This is a genomic window from Ectothiorhodospira sp. PHS-1 (genome assembly GCF_000225005.1).
Lineage (GTDB): Bacteria > Pseudomonadota > Gammaproteobacteria > Ectothiorhodospirales > Ectothiorhodospiraceae > Ectothiorhodospira.
Map to the genome: position 1 here is coordinate 21,684 of NZ_AGBG01000018.1, position 17,671 is coordinate 39,354.

General features: G+C 64.2%; 19 protein-coding genes. 6 read left to right on the top strand and 13 right to left on the bottom strand.

Annotated elements, in window-relative coordinates:
* The first annotated feature begins 288 nt into the window (after positions 1-288).
* Positions 289-1,044 (top strand): flagellar brake protein, encoded by a 756-nt coding sequence (locus ECTPHS_RS08820; RefSeq protein WP_008932387.1) that lies wholly within the window; start codon positions 289-291, stop codon positions 1,042-1,044.
* On the opposite strand, the gene ECTPHS_RS14010 is transcribed toward ECTPHS_RS08820, so the two are convergent.
* The 12 genes from ECTPHS_RS14010 to cysB form a co-directional block, all read right to left on the bottom strand.
* A complete protein-coding gene (locus tag ECTPHS_RS14010; protein ID WP_008932388.1) occupies positions 1,039-3,693 on the bottom strand; it encodes an EAL domain-containing protein in 2,655 nt (884 codons plus the stop codon). The two genes, ECTPHS_RS08820 and ECTPHS_RS14010, sit on opposite strands and share 6 nt — an antisense overlap.
* A gap of 162 nt (positions 3,694-3,855) precedes the next feature.
* Complete coding sequence (nth, locus tag ECTPHS_RS08830) at positions 3,856-4,503, bottom strand: endonuclease III (RefSeq protein WP_008932389.1); 648 nt, start codon at positions 4,501-4,503, stop codon at positions 3,856-3,858.
* Between the two features lie 16 nt (positions 4,504-4,519).
* Positions 4,520-5,206 (bottom strand): electron transport complex subunit E, encoded by a 687-nt coding sequence (locus ECTPHS_RS08835; RefSeq protein ID WP_008932390.1) that lies wholly within the window; start codon positions 5,204-5,206, stop codon positions 4,520-4,522.
* Positions 5,199-5,846: an electron transport complex subunit RsxG gene (gene rsxG, locus ECTPHS_RS08840; RefSeq protein WP_008932391.1), complete on the bottom strand. Its 648-nt coding sequence runs from the start codon at positions 5,844-5,846 to the stop codon at positions 5,199-5,201. Before rsxG ends, ECTPHS_RS08835 begins: the two co-directional genes overlap by 8 nt.
* A gap of 3 nt (positions 5,847-5,849) precedes the next feature.
* Positions 5,850-6,896 (bottom strand): electron transport complex subunit RsxD, encoded by a 1,047-nt coding sequence (gene rsxD, locus ECTPHS_RS08845; RefSeq protein ID WP_008932392.1) that lies wholly within the window; start codon positions 6,894-6,896, stop codon positions 5,850-5,852.
* Positions 6,896-8,509 carry an electron transport complex subunit RsxC gene (rsxC, locus tag ECTPHS_RS08850; protein ID WP_008932393.1) on the bottom strand — a complete coding sequence of 538 codons (1,614 nt, stop codon included), beginning with the start codon at positions 8,507-8,509 and terminating at the stop codon, positions 6,896-6,898. Before rsxC ends, rsxD begins: the two co-directional genes overlap by 1 nt.
* A gap of 32 nt (positions 8,510-8,541) precedes the next feature.
* Positions 8,542-9,129 (bottom strand): electron transport complex subunit RsxB, encoded by a 588-nt coding sequence (gene rsxB / locus ECTPHS_RS08855; protein WP_008932394.1) that lies wholly within the window; start codon positions 9,127-9,129, stop codon positions 8,542-8,544.
* 41 nt (positions 9,130-9,170) lie between these two features.
* On the bottom strand, positions 9,171-9,749 hold the full coding sequence (gene rsxA, locus ECTPHS_RS08860) for an electron transport complex subunit RsxA (RefSeq protein ID WP_008932395.1): 579 nt from the start codon (positions 9,747-9,749) through the stop codon (positions 9,171-9,173).
* 82 nt (positions 9,750-9,831) lie between these two features.
* Positions 9,832-10,512: an acireductone synthase gene (gene mtnC / locus ECTPHS_RS08865; RefSeq protein WP_008932396.1), complete on the bottom strand. Its 681-nt coding sequence runs from the start codon at positions 10,510-10,512 to the stop codon at positions 9,832-9,834.
* Positions 10,513-10,543: 31 nt separating this feature from the next.
* Complete coding sequence (locus tag ECTPHS_RS08870) at positions 10,544-11,170, bottom strand: methylthioribulose 1-phosphate dehydratase (RefSeq protein WP_008932397.1); 627 nt, start codon at positions 11,168-11,170, stop codon at positions 10,544-10,546.
* Positions 11,171-11,248: 78 nt separating this feature from the next.
* Entirely contained in the window at positions 11,249-12,238 is a 990-nt protein-coding gene (locus ECTPHS_RS08875) for a LysR substrate-binding domain-containing protein (RefSeq protein WP_008932398.1), read from the bottom strand.
* A 149-nt stretch (positions 12,239-12,387) separates the two neighbouring features.
* Positions 12,388-13,362, bottom strand: coding sequence for an HTH-type transcriptional regulator CysB (cysB, locus tag ECTPHS_RS08880; protein WP_008932399.1), 975 nt, complete (start codon positions 13,360-13,362; stop codon positions 12,388-12,390).
* Between the two features lie 117 nt (positions 13,363-13,479).
* On the opposite strand from cysB, the gene ECTPHS_RS08885 reads away from it, so the two are divergent.
* On the top strand, positions 13,480-13,686 hold the full coding sequence (locus ECTPHS_RS08885; protein ID WP_008932400.1) for a hypothetical protein: 207 nt from the start codon (positions 13,480-13,482) through the stop codon (positions 13,684-13,686).
* A gap of 8 nt (positions 13,687-13,694) precedes the next feature.
* Here the strand turns inward: ECTPHS_RS08885 and metG are convergent, their stop codons facing one another.
* Positions 13,695-15,722, bottom strand: coding sequence for a methionine--tRNA ligase (gene metG, locus ECTPHS_RS08890; protein WP_008932401.1), 2,028 nt, complete (start codon positions 15,720-15,722; stop codon positions 13,695-13,697).
* A 171-nt stretch (positions 15,723-15,893) separates the two neighbouring features.
* Between metG and ECTPHS_RS08895 the strand changes: the two genes are divergently transcribed.
* From ECTPHS_RS08895 to ECTPHS_RS08910, 4 genes are read left to right on the top strand one after another with little or no spacing between them, the layout of a single operon-like run.
* Positions 15,894-16,523, top strand: coding sequence for a YdbL family protein (locus ECTPHS_RS08895; protein WP_008932402.1), 630 nt, complete (start codon positions 15,894-15,896; stop codon positions 16,521-16,523).
* Between the two features lie 40 nt (positions 16,524-16,563).
* Entirely contained in the window at positions 16,564-17,076 is a 513-nt protein-coding gene (locus ECTPHS_RS08900) for a Na+/H+ antiporter subunit E (RefSeq protein WP_008932403.1), read from the top strand.
* A gap of 1 nt (position 17,077) precedes the next feature.
* Positions 17,078-17,353, top strand: coding sequence for a monovalent cation/H+ antiporter complex subunit F (locus tag ECTPHS_RS08905; protein ID WP_008932404.1), 276 nt, complete (start codon positions 17,078-17,080; stop codon positions 17,351-17,353).
* Complete coding sequence (locus tag ECTPHS_RS08910) at positions 17,350-17,649, top strand: monovalent cation/H(+) antiporter subunit G (RefSeq protein ID WP_008932405.1); 300 nt, start codon at positions 17,350-17,352, stop codon at positions 17,647-17,649. The genes ECTPHS_RS08905 and ECTPHS_RS08910 overlap by 4 nt, the downstream gene beginning before the upstream one ends.
* The last annotated feature ends 22 nt before the right edge of the window (positions 17,650-17,671 follow it).

The window sequence follows — 17,671 nt, forward strand, 5'->3', positions numbered from 1 at the left end:
CGGGTGATCTCGCGGGCTCTGGGTAGCCGGGACCTGAATCAAGTCCATTTCAGGTGGCTGGAGGTATGTCGGGAAGCAGACTCCATGGTCGGATGATCATAACACGATGACACGTCCCTGTTGGCGGGGACCGGTGGCTTCAATGTCGCCCGCGGGAAAATACTGTAGAATCTCGGCCGGTCGAATCATTCAGGATGTAGGGATCTCCTGGGTGAAGATTGTTTCAGTTGCCCACCGTATCCCGGCGCTTCGGCCCCTGAGCCACTTCAACCGAACCATGCCCGTCAGATGACTCAGAACGCCTCGACGATCATCCGCAACCGAAAGCGCCAGAACAGTATTTTCAATGCGCTGAAGCAGAGCCGTTCCCTGCTCATGATGCACGCGCCGGAGCGCAGGCAGCAGGGTCTGACTCAGATCATCGAGTCCGATCTTGACGAAGATGAATTGCTGTTCGACATTCCCAATGACGAAACTCTGGTGAAGGGGCTTGAGGAGGGCGTGCGTCTGACGGTGAGAGGTGCCCTGCAGGGGGTGCCGGTGCGTTTTGACACCCGTCTCGTGCGCCTTGATCGCTTCGGTGGGGACGAGGTGCTGGTCTGCCGGTGGCCCGAGGAACTGGATTATCAGCAGCGTCGCAATGCCTTCAGGGTGCAGGTTCCTCGCAGTATGGAGAGTTGCGTCCGGTGGATGCGCGAGCGGCATGGACAGCATCTGTCCGTCGATGAGGCACCCACGGAAACCCGCGAGCCTGAAATCCATGAGAGTCGTCTTTCGGATCTTTCCATTCAGGGCATGTGTCTGGAGTGCGAATTGACGGAGGACGACTGTCCCCGGGTGGGTGATGCCCTGCTGATCAGTCAATTGCACATCGGTGGCCAGCAATGGTCGGACCTTCGCGTCGAGGTGCGCAGCATCAAGCCGGTGGACGGCAGGTCAGTGCTCAGGCTGGGCGTACTGTTTCTGGAACTCAGCCCCAGCGTGGACCGTTCCCTGAACCGACTGTTGATGGAGCTTCAGTATGACGCCGCCAGGCGGTCATGATGAATCGGCTGTCGGCAGGCCCATCAGTTCTCCCCAGTTCATGGGCTGTGCAAATAGATAGCCCTGGAAGGCGCGGTATCCCATCTGCTCGAGAAAGGCCTTCTGTGCCGGAGTTTCCACGCCTTCGGCCAGCACCTCCAGGCCCAGCCCTTCCCCCAGGAGCAGGGCCGCCCGCATCAGGGAGGCATCATCCTCGTGATCCAGTGCCCGGTGCAGGAAGCTTTCATGGATCTTGAGCTGATCCAGGGGGAGTCGGCGCAGGTCACCGAAAGACAGTGTCCCGATCCCGAAATCATCCAGTGAAAAGCGTAGACCGCGCACCCTGAGCCGCTGCATCCGGGCAATGGCTTCTCCCATGTTTCCATCCAGGCAGTCTTCATTGATTTCAAGCCGGATGTGTCGGGGGTCTGCGCCGGTTTCATCCAACAGCCTCATGATTTCCGTTTCCAGTCCGGGCTGTCGGAACTGTCTGGGACTGAGATTGATGGCCAGCACCACATTGGACCACTCACGATGCTCGGACCAGCGTTGCAGATCCCTGAAGCCCTGTTCCATGACCCACTGACCGATGGACAGTATCAGGCCCGATTCTTCCGCCACTGGAATCATCCGGGCCGCGCGAATGAGGCCTTGTCGGGGGTGCTGCCAGCGCAGCAGGGCTTCCGCGGCCAGAACGCGCCCGGCAAGATCGTATTGCGGCTGGTAATGCAGGGTCAGATGTCGGTGGCTCATGGCCTGGTGCAGTTCATGAGCCATGACGGAACGGGATTTGAGGGATGACTGCATGGTGGGCTCGAAGACACTCATGCCGTTGCGTCCCTGGCGCTTGCTCTCGTACATGGCCATGTCGGCCTGGTGCAGGACTTCATCGGTACCACCCGCATCGCCATTGAAGAGGCTGATGCCGATGCTGGGCGTGACCACGTGTTCCAGGGCGTTGAGGACGTAGGGTCTGCTCATGGCCGTGGAGATCTTGTCGCTGATGTCCCTGGCCAGTCCCAGGGCTTCTTCTGCCGCCGGTCCCAGATTTTCCACCATCACCACGAACTCATCGCCTCCCAGCCGGGCGACCGTGTCAGCCTCCCTGACGCATCCTCTCAGGCGTTCACCCACCTGTTGCAGCAGCAGATCTCCCGTGACGTGCCCGTAGGTGTCGTTCAGGGCCTTGAAACGGTCCAGATCCAGGAACAGCAGGGCACCGTGCTGGCCGCTGCGTTTGCTGGAGACCAGAGCCTTTTCGAGTCGGTCCAGCAGCATGCGGCGATTGGGGAGCTGGGTCAGGGTATCGTAGAATGCCATCTGCGCGATGCGCTCACTGGCCTGTTTCTGCTCTGTCACATCCCGGATCACCGCCATGACCTCCCGGTCATTGAGCTTCACCAGTCGGGCCTCGAAGGTGCGCCGATCGCCGGACACGTCCAGCGCGTATTCCACGAATTGCAGACGGTTCTCGGCCAGGACCCGACGAATGGATTCCCGTACCCGCACGGCGATCTCAAGAGGCAGTACATCGGCGAGTTTCCTGTGCAGGAAGTCGCCGGGATCCCGGTACAGGAGATGTTTCTGGCCGGTGTGCCAGTCTATGAAATGCCCGTCACTGCTCAAGCGGAACATCAGGTCCGGCATGGCTTCGAGCAGGGCACGGTTATAGCGATTGCTTTCCGCCAGGGCCGCTTCCGCCTCCTTGCGACGATGAATGTTCTGGTGGACGCCGATCATTCGCGTGGGCCTGTTCCGTGAATCTCGACTGATCACCTGACCCTGGTCCACGATCCAGAGATAACTGCCGTCCTTGCAACGCAGGCGGTATTCCGACTCGTAGGTGGGCGTGAGACCGTCCAGATGTTGCTGGAGGTATTGCAGCGCCCAATCCCGGTCATCGGGATGCAGACGCTCCGTCCAGGCATCAAACGACGGTGTGATTTCCTCGGGGTCATGCCCCAGCATCATTGCCCAGCGGGGGGAGTAATAGGTCTTGCCGCTGGGGATGTCCCAGTCCCACAGTCCCTGATTGCTGCCCTCCAGAGCAAAACGCCAGCGCAGTTCATTGTCCAGGATGGTGGCCTGTTGGGCCTCGGCCTGAATGCGCAGGCGGATGTTTTCATTGAAACTGTCCTGAATCCGGGTGGCGCTGATGAAAACGAACAGCAGGAACAGGCAGACGATCAGCCCGGCCATCACGGAGAGGGCTTCATCCTGCATCAGCAGGGCAATGGCCAGGGAAGCGAGCATGGGGCCGGCCAGGAACAGGGTGGACAGCCGGTCGGTGGCCAGGGCGATCATGGCTCCGGCGGTGATGCCGGCAATGGCAAAGGCCAGGAAGGCCTGGAAACTCAGGTCACCGGACTGGGCCAGCAGGGTGCAGCCGATGCCCCAGCTGATGCCCGCGGTCAGCGTGGCGGCCCTGAAGCGCCTGAGCCAGACGGGGTGCTCGGGGGTGTCGCTGCGGCGATAAGCGAGCCACAGGCCACCCCTGAGCAGGGTGACCAGGAGGATGAGACCGAACCAGCCCAGCAATACGGGGGCCGGCAGCACAGGCAGATGAATGAGGGCAAGGATGGCGGCCGCGCCGATGGACACCACCACGGTGGCGGGTAGTCCTTCGTAGAGATAGCGGGTCTTTTCTGCATGACTGGCCTGCTCGGTCATCGGGAGGACTCCCTCTGACAGGCTGACCGACCGGGGTGTCCTTTGCCGCACATCCTGTTTGCGTGCCTCGTGTCTCGGCTGCTGGGATCAGCATGTCACAGCGGAGGCACACTGACCATGGTCGGTTGATCCGCCGATCCTGGCGCTTGAACCTTCGGTCCATCAACGGCTGGCGGCAGCGGACGTCTTGTCCTTGAAGTCACACAGGTCGGCGATAAGGCACCGTCCGCACTTGGGGGAACGCGCGGTACAAGTATACCGTCCGTGCAGAATCAGCCAGTGATGGGCGTCTCGTTTGAACGCCGCGGGCACCACCTTGAGCAGACGTTTTTCCACTGCCAGCGGCGTCTTGCCCGGCGCGATGCCGGTCCGGTTGGCCACACGGAAGATATGGGTGTCGACGGCGATGGTAGGCTCGCCGAAGGCGGTGTTCAGCACCACGTTGGCGGTCTTGCGCCCGACCCCGGGCAGGGCCTCCAGGGCGGCCCGCTCACGGGGTACTTCTCCCTGCCACTGTTCCACCAGGATCCGGCAGGTCCTGATGATGTTTTCCGCCTTGCTGTTGTAAAGGCCGATGGTGCGGATATGGCTCTTGAGGCCTTCCAGCCCCAGGTCGAGGATGGCCTGGGGGGTGTTGGCCACGGGAAACAGCAGGGCCGTGGCCTTGTTGACCCCCTTGTCGGTGGCCTGGGCCGAGAGGATCACGGCGATCAGCAGTTCAAAGGGTGTGCGGTAGTTCAGTTCCGTGGTGGGGTGGGGATTGGCCGCCCGCCAGCGGGTGAAGATCTCCCGACGCTTGTCGTTGTTCATCGTTCAGCCGTCCGCCTCAGGCCCGGGCCTCCCCGAGAGCCTCGGCGCGACGGACGGCCCGCTTCTCCAGTCGGTCATCCACCAGGTTCTTCACGGCCAGCAAAAGGCCCAGGCCGATGAAGGCCCCCGGCGGCAGGATGGCCAGCAGAAAGCCCCGGTAATCCTCGATCAGGGTCACCGTGAGTCCCCGGGCCGCCTCGCCGAACATGAGGTGGGCCTGGTCGAACAGGGTGCCCTGGCCGATGGCTTCGCGCATGCCCCCCAGGGCCACCAGCACCAGGGTGAAGCCGATACCCATGATCAGCCCGTCGACGAAGGCCTTGGGGATGGTGTGCTTGGAGGCAAAGGCCTCGGCCCGGCCGATGATGGCGCAGTTGGTCACGATCAGCGGAATGAAGATTCCCAGCACCAGGTAGAGTTCATGGAAGTAGGCATTCATGGCCAGTTCGATGGCGGTGACCACCGAGGCGATGATGAGCACGTAGATGGGGATGCGGATTTCCGGCCGCACCCAGTTGCGGATGAAGGAGACGCTGACGTTGGAGGCGATCAGGGTCAGGGTGGTGGCCAGGCCCAGCCCGAGGGCATTGACCACCGTGCCGGAGATGGCCAGCAGGGGGCACAGGCCCAGCAGCTGCACCAGAGCGGCGTTGTTGTACCAGAGGCCGTCGGCGACGATCTTGCCGTAGGGGGTGTCATTCATCAGTGTGCGCCTCTTCATCCGTGTCATCGACGAGCATCGGCTCGAATACCTGTTCCCGATGGGTGTCGAAGTAGATCAGGGTGTCGCGTACCGCGCGCACCACCGCCCGAGGAGTGATGGTGGCCCCGGTGAACTGGTCGAAGATGCCGCCATCCCGTTGCACCGCCCAGCGTTCCACCGGCGGATTGCCCAGTGCCAGGTCGTCAAAGCCCAGGATCCAGTCGGAGCGGCCGGCCTCGATGTCGTCGCCCAGCCCCGGCGTCTCCCGGTGGCTGACCACCCGCACGCCGGCCACGCGGCCGTCCGCGCGCACGCCCACCAGCAGGTGGATGTCACCGGAATAGCCGCCGCGGGCAATCACGGTGAACACCGCGGCCACCGGCTCGTCTCCCAGGCGCGCCCGGTAGACCAGATGATGGCCGCCGCCGAGCAGGGCATGACCGAGCACGGTGGTGTCGTTGATGATGTCGTTGTCGTATTCACCGTCGGGCAGGATTTCATGCAGGCGGGCCAGGGTGGCCGCCTCCCGGTTGGCTTCGATGCGCTCCGCCGTGCCCATGTGGACCAGGGCCACCAGTCCGGCCCCCACCAGTCCGAAGGCGGCCAGCAGGGCCGTGGAGAGATAGATTTCCCGCAGCACGTCCTAGCCCTCCTTGCCGGCCGTGGTCTTGCCGAAGACCCGGGGCTGGGTGTAATGGTCGATCAGCGGGACCATCATGTTCATGAGCAGGACCGCGAAGGCCACCCCTTCCGCATACCCCCCCCAGGTACGGATGACGAATACCAGCGCCCCCACGCCGGCACCGAAGATCAGGCGTCCCCGGGGCGTGGTGCTGGCGGAAACCGGGTCGGTGGCGATGAAAAAGGCGCCGAGAATGGCGGCACCGCTGAAGACGTGGAACAGGGGGGAGGCGTAGGTCTCCGGATTGATGAGCCAGAACAGGCCGGAGAGCAAGGTGAGGGTGCCCAGCATGGCCACCGGGATCTGCCAGCCGATCACGCCGCGCTTGAGCAGCCATAGCCCCCCCACCAGGAACCACAGGCCGATCCACTCCCAGCCGACGCCTCCCAGATAGCCGAAGAAGGGGGAGTTCTGGATCTCGCTGATGGGGTGTGCCAGTCCCACCCCGGTCTGGATCCGGTCCAGCGGCGTGGCGGCGGTGATCATGTCCCAGGTCAGCCCGTCCGGGAGCGTGCCGGCGAAGATGGCGGCAAAGGTCTGGGGCAGGCTCAGGTTCAGTTCGGCGATGACGGAAGGACTCAGCCACAGGGTCATTTCCCGCGGAAAGGAGATGAGCACCACCACATAGCCCACCATGGCCGGATTGAAGGGGTTGTAGCCCAGGCCGCCGTAGAGATGTTTGGCCACCACCATGGCAAACCCGACCCCCACCAGGGTGACCCACCAGGGTGTCAGCGGCGGCACGGCCAGGGCGAACAGCCAGCCGGCCAGCACCGCGCTCAGGTCGGTGATGTGGGGCGTCAGGGTGCGACCACGCACCAGCAGCATCAGGGCCTCGCAGGCCAGGGCCACGGTGACGGCCAGGGAGACATTGATCAGCACCCCCCAGCCGAAATACCAGGTCATGGCCGCGGTGCCGGGGATGAGGGCCAGCAGTACCTGTCCCATGACCCGGTTGACACTGCGGGCGGGCGCCATGTGCGGCGAACTGAAGGTCTTGAAGCGCATCAGCGGTTTTCGTTGTCGTTTTCGGAGGCCGGCGCGGCGGCGGTGGTGTCCTGGGCGGCCTGTTCGGCCTTGCGGGCCTGAGCCCGCGCCAGGGCGGCACGGATCACCGCCTGCTTGGGATCTTCCCCCCCGTCGGCGGTGGGGGCCGTCTGCTGGGCGGCGGCCTGCTTGCGCTTCATGCGCTCGGCCTTTTCCCGTTCTTCCCGCTCCAGGCGTTCCCGGCGCAGTTCGTGGCGCTGTTTGGCGGCCTCGGCCTGGCGGCGCTCCCGTTCCTGGGACCAGATCTCGTTCTTGGCAAAGCGGTAATACTGCACCAGCGGAATATTGCTGGGACAGACGTGGGCGCAGCAGCCGCATTCGATGCAATCGAACAGGCTGTATTCCTGGGCCTTGTCGAAGTCACGGGCACGGCTGAACCAATACAGTTGCTGGGGCAGCAGGCCGGCGGGGCAGGCCTTGACGCATTCTCCACAGCGGATGCAGGGCATCACCGGACCGGGGCGCTCCACGTCGGCGGCGCGGGCGGCGATGATGCAATTGCCGCCCTTGATGATGGGTACCGCGTCGCTGGCCAGGGCAAAACCCATCATGGGGCCGCCCATGATCAGTCGCTCCACGTCGTCGGTGTAGCCCCCGGCCAGGGCGATCAGGTCCGCCACCGGGGTGCCCAGGTAGACCTGGAGGTTGCGGGGGCGGTGGACCCCGCTGCCGGTGACCGTCACCAGGCGGGAAATCAGGGGTTCCCCCAGGACCACCGCCCGGTAGATGGCGGCCAGGGTGCCCACGTTGTGGCAGACCACGCCGACGTCGGCGGGTAGCCCCTCGCTGGGGACTTCGCGGCCGGTGAGTACGCGCACGAGCTGGCGTTCGCCGCCGGTGGGATAGATGCTGGGAATGGGGACGATGCGGATGTTGTCCCGTTCCTCGCCGCCCAGGGCCTCGGTCATGGCGCGGATGGCCTCGGGTTTGTTGTCCTCGATGCCGATCAGGCATCGCTCGGGTTTCAGGGCGCGGCGCACCAGATGCATGCCGGCGATCACCGTCTCCGCCTGGGTGCGCATGAGCATGTCGTCGCAGGTGATGTAGGGTTCGCACTCGGCGCCGTTGATCACCAGGGTGTCGATCTTTTGGTGGGGGCGGGGGTTGAGCTTCACCGCCGAAGGGAAGGCAGCCCCCCCCAGGCCCACGATGCCGGCATCGCGCACCCGGTTGCGCAGCTTGACCGGATCGATGTTGCGATAGTCCTCGATGGGCGGCATCCGGCTATCGCCCCAGTCATCCTCGCCGTCGGCCTCGATGACGATGCAGGGGGCGGACAGGCCGGAAGGGTGGGGCACCGGCTGATCGCCGATGAGGGCGATGCGACCTGAGGTGGGGGCGTGCAGGTGGGCACCCACATAGGTATCCGAGCGGGCGATGAGCTGTCCCTTCTTGACGTGCTCGCCGCGCTTGACCACCGGCACGGCGGCCTCGCCGATGTGCTGCCGCAGCGGCAGGATCAGCCGCTGCGGCAGGGGCGCGGCAGCCACCGGCTCGGTGGTGCTTTCCGCCTTGTGGTCAGGCAGCTTGACGCCGCCATGGAATCGCCAGAGTGTGTGGGAACTTGCGGTCATGGGTTGTCGTGGTCAGCGGGGGCTTTTGCGCCTCAGGCGCCGGAGCCCGCGGATGCCGGTCGGGCCAGATCCACCAGGCAGAGGCGATCGGCGGCGGTGTCCATGGGGAAGGGCCATTTCCAGGTGTTCAGGTCCTGGGCAATGGGCACCATGCGGATGCAGTCCACCGGGCAGGGCATCAGACACAGCTCGCAGCCGGTGCACTGGGTCTCGATGACGGCATGCAGTTGCTTGGCGGCGCCGACGATGGCGTCCACCGGGCAGGCCTGCACGCACAGGGTGCAGCCGATGCAGCTGTTTTCGTCGATACGGGCCAGAGCCTTTTCCTTGACCTTGCCCTCGATGGGCTTGGCGTCGCGCCCGAGCATATCGGCCAGGGCCATGAGCAGGCCGGTCCCCCCTGGAGGGCAGAGATTGATGTCCGCCTTGCCCTCGGCGATGGCGGCGGCATAGGGACGGCAGCCGGCAAAGCCGCATTGCCCGCATTGGGTCTGGGGCAGCATGTTGTCGATCTTCTCCACCACCGGATCGCTTTCCACGCGAAAGCGGATGGCGGAATAGCCAAGGATCATGCCGAACAGGGCGGACAGCGAACTGATGACTAGGACGGCGGCAAGCATGGGCGATTACGACTCCTGGCTCGTCGATGGCGGCATCCGGGTCAGGGGGCCAGCCCCAGAAAACCCATGAATGCCAGTGACATGAGACCCGCGGTGACCAGGGCGATGGCACTGCCGCGGAACGGTACCGGCACATCCGCGGCGGCAACCCGCTCGCGCATGGCGGCAAACAGGATCATGACCAGGGAGAAGCCGGCGGCGGCGCCCAGGCCGTACATCACCGACTCCAGGAATCCATGGCTTTCCTGCACGTTGAGCAGGGCGACCCCCAGCACTGCACAGTTGGTGGTGATCAGGGGCAGAAAGATCCCCAGTACGTTATAAAGCAGCGGGCTGGTCTTGTGTACCACCATCTCGGTGAACTGCACCACGGCGGCGATCACCAGGATGAAGGCAATGGTGCGCAGGTATTCCAGACCGAAGGGCGCGAGCAGATACTCGTTGACCAGATAACTGCAGACCGAGGACAGGGTCAACACGAAGGTGGTGGCCAGGCTCATGCCGATGGCCGTTTCCACTTTCTTGGAAACCCCCATGAACGGGCACAGGCCCAGGAACTTCACCAGGACGAAATTGTTGACCAGGACAGTGCTGACCAGGATCAGTAGGTACTCGGACATGGGTCTCCCGCTCTGAGGATTGAGTATCCGCTACCGGGCGCGCTGCCTGCAACCGGGCGGGTCATGGGGAAATCGCATGGAATCAGGGCTCCAGCCGGATCTGGTGAAAATCCGTCACCACCGGATGAGAGCTGTCGGCGGCGGCCGCGCCCTGTCGCTGTACCAGGGTGGTCCGCAGGCCGGCCGCCGCCGCGGCATCCAGTTCCCGCGTGTCGTCGCAGAGGAACAGGGCCTCGCCCGGGGCGCACCCGATGCGCTCGGTGATGAGCTTGTAGGCGGCAATATGGGTCTTGCCGCCGATGCGGGTGTCGAAGTTGCCGCTGAACAGGGGGCGCAGGTCGCCCGCCTCGCTGTGGGCCAGGAAGTCTTCCTGGGCGCGTACGGAGCCCGACGAAAAGACATGCAGGGTGATTCCACGGTCATGCCAGGCCCGCAGGCAGGCCACGGCGTCCGGATAGATATGTCCCTTGAAATCCCCCCGGCGGTAGCCTTCTTCCCAGATCAGGCCCTGCAGGGCCTTGAGGGGCGTGATCTTCTGATCCGCCGACATCCAGGCCACCATGCGTTGCATCAGGGCCTCGTCATCCAGGGAGCCACCGGCATAGGCCCGGATGTCGGCCAGCAGGCGCTTCACCTCCGGTACCGTCCGGTGGGTGCGGACGAACTCGGGCAGGTGCTTGACCGCATGGGGGAGCAGCACTTCCCGGGTGAAGGACACCCCGGACAGGGTGCCTTCGATATCAGTGATGATGGCCCTGATCATGGCCGTGGGTTCCGGGTCTGGATGGGTGTCATCATGGCTTGAGTCTGCGCAGTTGCAGTTCACAGTCAAAGAGGAATTCGAAGGCTTCCACATGATGCCGGGCCTCGGCCGCATCCCGCCCCCAGGTATAGAATCCATGGCCCTCGATGAGGTAGCCGGGGGTGTCCGGGTGACGGTTCATGTGATCATCCACCTGCGCCGCCAGTTGGGGGATGTCCTGATCATTGCCGAAGATGGGCAGGGTGATCGAGGCGTCCCGGCAGGCGATGCCCGGCAGGGTACGGAGGACTTCGCAGTCGGTGAGGGTCAGTTCGGCGCCCTCCACGATGCGGGACAGCACGGTGGCGCTGACGGAATGGGTATGCATCACGGCACCGATCCGCGGGGAACGGCGATAGAGGATGATGTGCAGGAAGGTCTCCGCGGAGGGCTGCTTGCCGGGGGACAGGACGTTGCCGTCCAGGTCCACCATCATCAGGCCGTCGTGTCCGAGTTCGCCCTTGTTGCGACCGGATTCCGTGATCACCATGCGGTGATCGTCCAGGCGCGCCGACAGACCGCCGGCGGTGGCCGGCATCCAGCCCCGGTGATAGAAGAAGCTTCCTGCCGAGATGAGTTGGGCGGCACGTGCCCCCAGGTGCTCGTGTGTCTCTTCCATACCTGCCTGATCAAAGGGAAAACAGCGGGTTAATGTACGCGACCCATGCGGCCGCGTCCATCCTGCCGGTCCCTTCGTTCAGGCACAGTGCGAAATGCCCTCCGGGACCTCCATGTTGCGGCACAGGGCTTCCAGGTTTTCCGGGTCCGGGTTCTGGGCCGCCTGCGCCACGTGCTCATGGGTGAGATGCGGGGCGAGCAGGGTGATGAAATCATACATGTAGCCGCGCAGCCAGGCGCCCCGGCGAAAGCCGATGCGGGTGATGTTCTCCGACAGTCCGGGTTCCGTGTCCAGTGCCACCAGGTCGTCGTCATGGCCCTTTTCCAGGGCAATGCGGGCGATGATGCCCACGCCCATGCCGTGGCGTACGTAGGTCTTGATGACATCCGCGTCCGCCGCCGTCAGTACCACGTCCGGGGTGAGTCCGGCGCGGCGGAAATCCGCGTCCAGCTTGGTGCGGCCGCTGAAGCCGTCCAGATAGGTGACGATGGGGTAGTCCGCCAGCCGTTCCAGGGGGATGGCGCCGGCACCGGCCAGCTCATGCCCCTTGGGAACCACCACGCAGTGAGACCAGCGGTAGGCAGGCAGCACGATCACCTGGCCGGAGGCCAGCATGGGCTCGGTGGCGACGATGAAGTCCACCTCGTCATGGGAGAGCATGTCGGCAATCTGCCGCGGCGTGCCCTGGTGGATCTGTACCCTGACCCGGGGGAAACGATGGCGGAAGGCGTCCACGATGGGGGGCAGGATGTAGCGGGCCTGGGCATGGGTGGTGGCAATGCGCAGATCCCCGGCTTGTTCATCCCGGGCCTCTTCCGCCGCCGCGCGGATGTTTTCCACTTCCCTGAGGATGACTTCACTGTATTCCAGCACCCGGCGACCCACGGCGGTCATGCCGGACAGATGCTTGCCGTTGCGCTGGAACAGGGGGACACCCAGTTCTTCCTCCAGCAGGCGGATCTGCTTGCTGATGCCCGGCTGCGAGGTGGCCAGGCGATCCGCAGCTTCGGAGATGTTCAGATTGTAGCGAGCAATGGCCTGCAGATAGCGAAGTTGCTGGAGTTTCATGTCGAGAATATCCTGTGATCAAGGGCGAATGGCCCCGGATCAATCGGCTCCGAAAGGGAGCGTTGTCTGTATCGGGCCAAGTATACATATATAATCTTGCGTTATGTATCCACTCCCTTGGGAAACGATCAAGAGGTTTGCTGGTGAATTCAATGCTCGGGCAGGTCAATGCCCTCGAAGATCCGGTCCACGCTCTCCTGGGTCCGGGCATTCAGGGCTTCCTGGACCCTTTCCTCTCCCGCGTGGGGGGCGAGCAGATCCATGAAGTGGCACATGAAGCGGCGCAGGTAGACGCCCTTGCGGAACCCGACCCGGGTAACATTTTCCCTGAACAGTGACTTGGCATCCAGGTAGGCCAGATCCGTATCCTGGCCGGGCTCATAGGCCATGTGGGCAATGATGCCGATCCCCAGTCCCAGTCTGACGTAAGTCTTGATGACGTCCGAGTCCGCCGCGCTGAGCACGATCTCCGGCGCAAGCCCGGCATTGGCAAAGTCCTGTTCCAGACGGCCCCGACCGGAAAAGCCGTGCACGTAGGTGACGATGGGGTAGCCGGCCACGTCTTCCAGGGCCAGGGACTTGACCCCGGTGAGCGGGTGCCCCTTGTCGACCACCACGCAATGGTGCCAGCGATAGGCGGGGATCATGAGCAGTTCCCGGTTCAGGGCGATGGCTTCGGTGGCAATGGCAAAGTCCACTTCGCCGGAGGCGGCCATCTGGGAGATCTGTACCGGGGTGCCCTGGTGGATGAGCAGGTGCACCCGGGGGTAGCGGCGCCGGAACTGGGTGATCAGGGGCGGCAGGAAGTAGCGGGCCTGAGTATGGGTGGTGGCGATGCGCAGGGTGCCCCGCTCCTCGTCCCTGAAGTCTTCCGCCAGGGCATGGATGTTCTGCACTTCACTGAGGATGTTTTCGGCCCGGGCCAGGATCTGGCGACCGGCGGGGGTGACGTGACTGAAATTCTTGCCGCTGCGATGGAAGATCTCCAGCCCCAGTTCCTCTTCCAGCAGTTTCACCTGCTTGCTCACCCCAGGCTGGGAAGTGAACAGGCGCTCGGCGGCCTCCGTCACATTGAGGTTGTTCTCGACGATGGCCTTCAGATAACGCAACTGCTGGAGCTTCATGGGGACCCGGGGCTGTGTTGCTAATTCTATTGGGTGATTACAACACAAATTTATATTCTTTCAACCCGGCTTCGGGGGTTGCTAGATTTGATTTCAATCAAATGAGGAGGACCCGTCATGGCCCAGTCCAGCATCCACACCCCTGCCCAGGCCCATCACCGGGAAGTCGTGCTCAGACGCCGCATGGTGGCGCTGGAGCGGGAACTGCGTCACCTGGAAGATGAGTTGAGTCGGGTACACCAGACCGCCGGAGCCGGGGGCCTGCCGAGTCGGCAGCCCCACAACCCCGGGTTCAGTCATCCGATTCCCGTCGCCGCCGGCTGACGGGCGGCCTATTTCACCCGCATGCCCGGCTGGGCGCCGGTATCCGGTGACAGGATGAACAGATCCTTGCCGCCGGGACCGGCGGCCAGCACCATGCCTTCGGACAGGCCGAACTTCATCTTGCGCGGTGCCAGGTTGGCCACCATCACCGTCAGGCGTCCTTCCAGGTCGGCCGGATCATAGGCCGACTTGATGCCGGCGAAGACCTGTCGGGTCTCGCCGCCCAGGTCCAGGGTCAGGCGCAGCAGCTTGTCGGCGCCTTCCACATGCTCGGCCCGGCTGATGCGGGCGATGCGCAGATCCACCTTGGCAAAGTCGTCATAGGTGATCTCTTCCCGGATCGGGTCCCGGGCCAGCGACCCCTGGGGCTGGGTCGGCGTGGGTGCCAGACTTTCCTTCGAGGCCTCCAGCAGGGTCTGCACCGCCTGCGGGTCCACCCGGGTCATCAGGGGTTCGTAGGCGTTGATGCGGGTTCCCACCAGGGGCTGTTGCACCGCTTCCCAGGTGAGGGCGGGAATGCCCAGAAACCCTTCCGCTTTCTCCGCCATGGACGGCAGCACCGGTCGCAGATAGGTGAGAATGGCCCGGAACAGGTTGATGCCCTGGGTGCAGACGGCCTGGACATGGGCCTGACCGTCTTCCTGCTTGGCCAGCACCCAGGGTTTTTGTTCGTCCACATACTGGTTGGCCAAGTCCGCCAGGGCCATGATCTCCCGCATGGCCTGACCGAATTCCCGCCGTTCATAGTGTCCGGCGATTTCCTCGCCGGCCCGCACGTAACGGTCATACAGATCCGGGTCCGGCAGGCTGTCGGCCAGGCGGCCGGCAAAGCCCTTGTGGATGAATCCGGCGCAGCGGGAGGCGATATTCACCGCCTTGCCCACCAGATCACTGTTCACCCGAGCGATGAAATCGTCCAGGGACAGGTCGATGTCATCCACGCCGGGGCCGAGCTTGGCCGCGAAGTAGTAGCGCAGGTATTCCGGCTGCAGGTGGTCCAGATAGGTGCGGGCCTTGATGAAGGTGCCCCGGGACTTGGACATCTTCTGGCCGTTGACGGTGAGAAAACCATGGCAGTGCACCGCCGTGGGGGTACGAAAGCCCGCGCCGCTGAGCATGGCGGGCCAGAACAGGGTATGGAAGTAGGCGATGTCCTTGCCGATGAAGTGATGTAGCTCCGCCGTGCTGTCGGCGCGCCACCAGGCATCGAAGTCCAGGCCCTGCTGCTCGCAGTAGTGCTTGAAGCTGGCCATGTAGCCGATGGGGGCGTCCAGCCAGACGTAGAAGTACTTGCCCGGTGCATCCGGGATCTCGAAGCCCCAGTAGGGGGCGTCCCGGGAGATGTCCCAGTCGTTCAGGCCCGCCTCGAACCATTCCCGCAGCTTGTTGCGGATCTCCCCCTGCAGGCTGCCGGAGCCGGTCCATTCCCGCAGCATGGCGTGGAAGTCGCCCAGTTTGAAGAAGTAGTGCTCGGACTCCTTTTCCACCGGCGTGGCGCCGGAGATGGCGGAGACCGGGTTTTTCAGGTCCGTGGGGGCGTAGGTGGCGCCGCAGGCCTCGCAGGAGTCTCCGTACTGGTCCGCCGCGCCGCAGCGGGGGCATTCCCCCTTGATGAAGCGATCCGGCAGGAACATCTTCGCTTCCGGGTCGTAGGCCTGGCGGATGGTGCGCCGGGCGACATGTCCGGCATCCCGCAGCCGGGTGTAGATCAGTTCGGCAAAATGGCGGTTTTCTTCCGAATGGGTGCTGTGGTAGTGGTCGAAATCCACCAGGAAGCCGGCAAAGTCCTCCCGGTGTTCCCGGCCGATGCGCTCGATCAGGACCTCCGGGGTGATGCCTTCGCTTTGCGCCTTGAGCATGATGGGGGTGCCGTGGGCGTCGTCGGCGCAGACATAGATGCACTGGTGGCCGCGCATCTTCTGGAAACGCACCCAGATGTCGGTCTGGATGTATTCCACCAGATGACCCAGGTGGATGGGGCCGTTGGCGTAGGGCAGGGCGCTGGTGACCAGGATGTTGCGGGTATCGGATGTCATGATCTTGGCGGGGGCAGGGAAATGATTAAAGGTATCAGTTCGGACGGATCGGAGCCAGTTTGTCGGCCTTTTTCAGCCTGCCCCTGTAGGGTTTTGATGTTTTTTCGGGTTAGATTGGACGTCGAACCGTCTGCCGTTTGCAGATGTCAATAAACTCAAGGATCCATCGCCATGACACGCCACTTCATCGCATTACCCCGACACCTGGCCTGGTTCGGCGCCGTGCTGCTCCTGACCGCCTGCGTCACCATCAACATCTATTTCCCCGCCGCCGCCGCCGAGGATGCCGCCCGCACCATCGTGCGGGACGTGCTGGGCGAGACCGTGCGGCCCGCCGATGAGTCCCCGGAAGCCGCGCCAACCGCTCCGGACGCCCTTCTGGACGGCACCTCCCGGCGTGTGCTGGCGCTGATCCTGGACACGGTCATCCCGCCGGCCCAGGCCCAGCAGGCCAACATCAACATTCGTACCGCCACCATCGACGGTCTGCGGGCCTCCATGCGCTCGCGCACGCCGTCACTGCAGCCTCACTTTGCCTCCGGGGCCATCGGCTTCACCCGGGACGGGCTGGTGACCATTCGCGACCTCAATGCCGTACCCCTGCGGGACCGGGCCGCGGTACAGCGCCTGGTGACGGAAGAAAATGCCGACCGCAACGCCCTGTACCGGGAGATCGCCAGGGCCAATGACCGTCCCGAGTGGGAGTCGGACATCCGCGCCACCTTCGCTCGGGTCTGGGTGCAGGAGGCCCCACGGGGATATTGGTACCAGGATGAGCGGGGACAGTGGCGGCAGAAGTAGCCGTCCAGGGTGAATGACTGCATCGGCTACACTTCTTTCCATGTCGGATCGATATCGCCGCCTGGCTCCCTCTCCTCCGCGCCGTTTCCTGGTCACCCTGTCGGCAGCTCTGGTCCTGTGGTGGATCCTGACCGGCGGCGCGCCCGGTGCCTGGGCCATCGGTATCCCGGTGGCCCTGCTGGCTGCCGCCTCGGTCTTTGTCCTGCCGCCGGGGCGGCGCTACCGGCTATCCTTGCGGGGTCTGATGGTGTTCATGGGCTTCTTCCTCTGGCAGTCCTTCGTCGGCGGCCTGGATGTCTCCCGTCGGGCCCTGTCGCCACGGATGCCTCTGGCTCCCGGATTCATCGATTACCCGGTCCGGTTGCCGCGGGGGCCGGCACTGACCTTCTTCATGAACGTGATCGGCCTGCTTCCGGGCACCCTGAGCGTGGGACTGCATCGACGCCGCCTTCAGCTCCATGTGCTGGATGTGGGGATGCCGCTGCATGCTTCCCTGTCCCGGCTGGAAGATCGGGTGGCGGCGCTCTTTGGTCTGCGGCTGGAGGCTTCGTGACATGACCGTGTTCTGGCTTTTCTGCGCCCTGTTCCTGCTTTTCACCGCTGCCGTGGGCATGGTGCGGGTACTGTCCGGCCCCACGCCGGGAGACCGGATGCTGGCGGCCCAGCTCTTCGGCACCGCCGGGGTGGCCATCCTGCTGCTGCTCTCCCTGGCCATGGAACAGCCGACCCTGGTGGACGTGGCCCTGGTCTTCGCCCTGCTGGCGGCGGTGGCCACGGTGGCCTTCGTCAGACAGCGGGGTTTGCCACGGCAGGGGGGAGATCAGGCATGATGGGTCAGGTCATGGATGCCGTCAGCATGGGATTGGTGCTGATGGGGCTTGTGTTCTTTGCCGCCGGCAGCATCGGCATGCTGCGGTTCCCGGACGTCTATACCCGGCTCCATGCCCTGACCAAGGCCGACAATCTGGGGCTGGGGCTGGTGGTCGCGGGGGTGGCCCTGCAAGTCGGCAGCCTGCCCCAAGTGTTCAAGCTGATCCTGATCTGGGGCCTGGTGCTGGCGGCCGGCGCGGCCGGGTGCCATCTGGTGGCCCAGCGGGCCCGCCGGCGGGAATCCCATCGGCTCTGACTTCCCTGTTCGTTCATGCGGC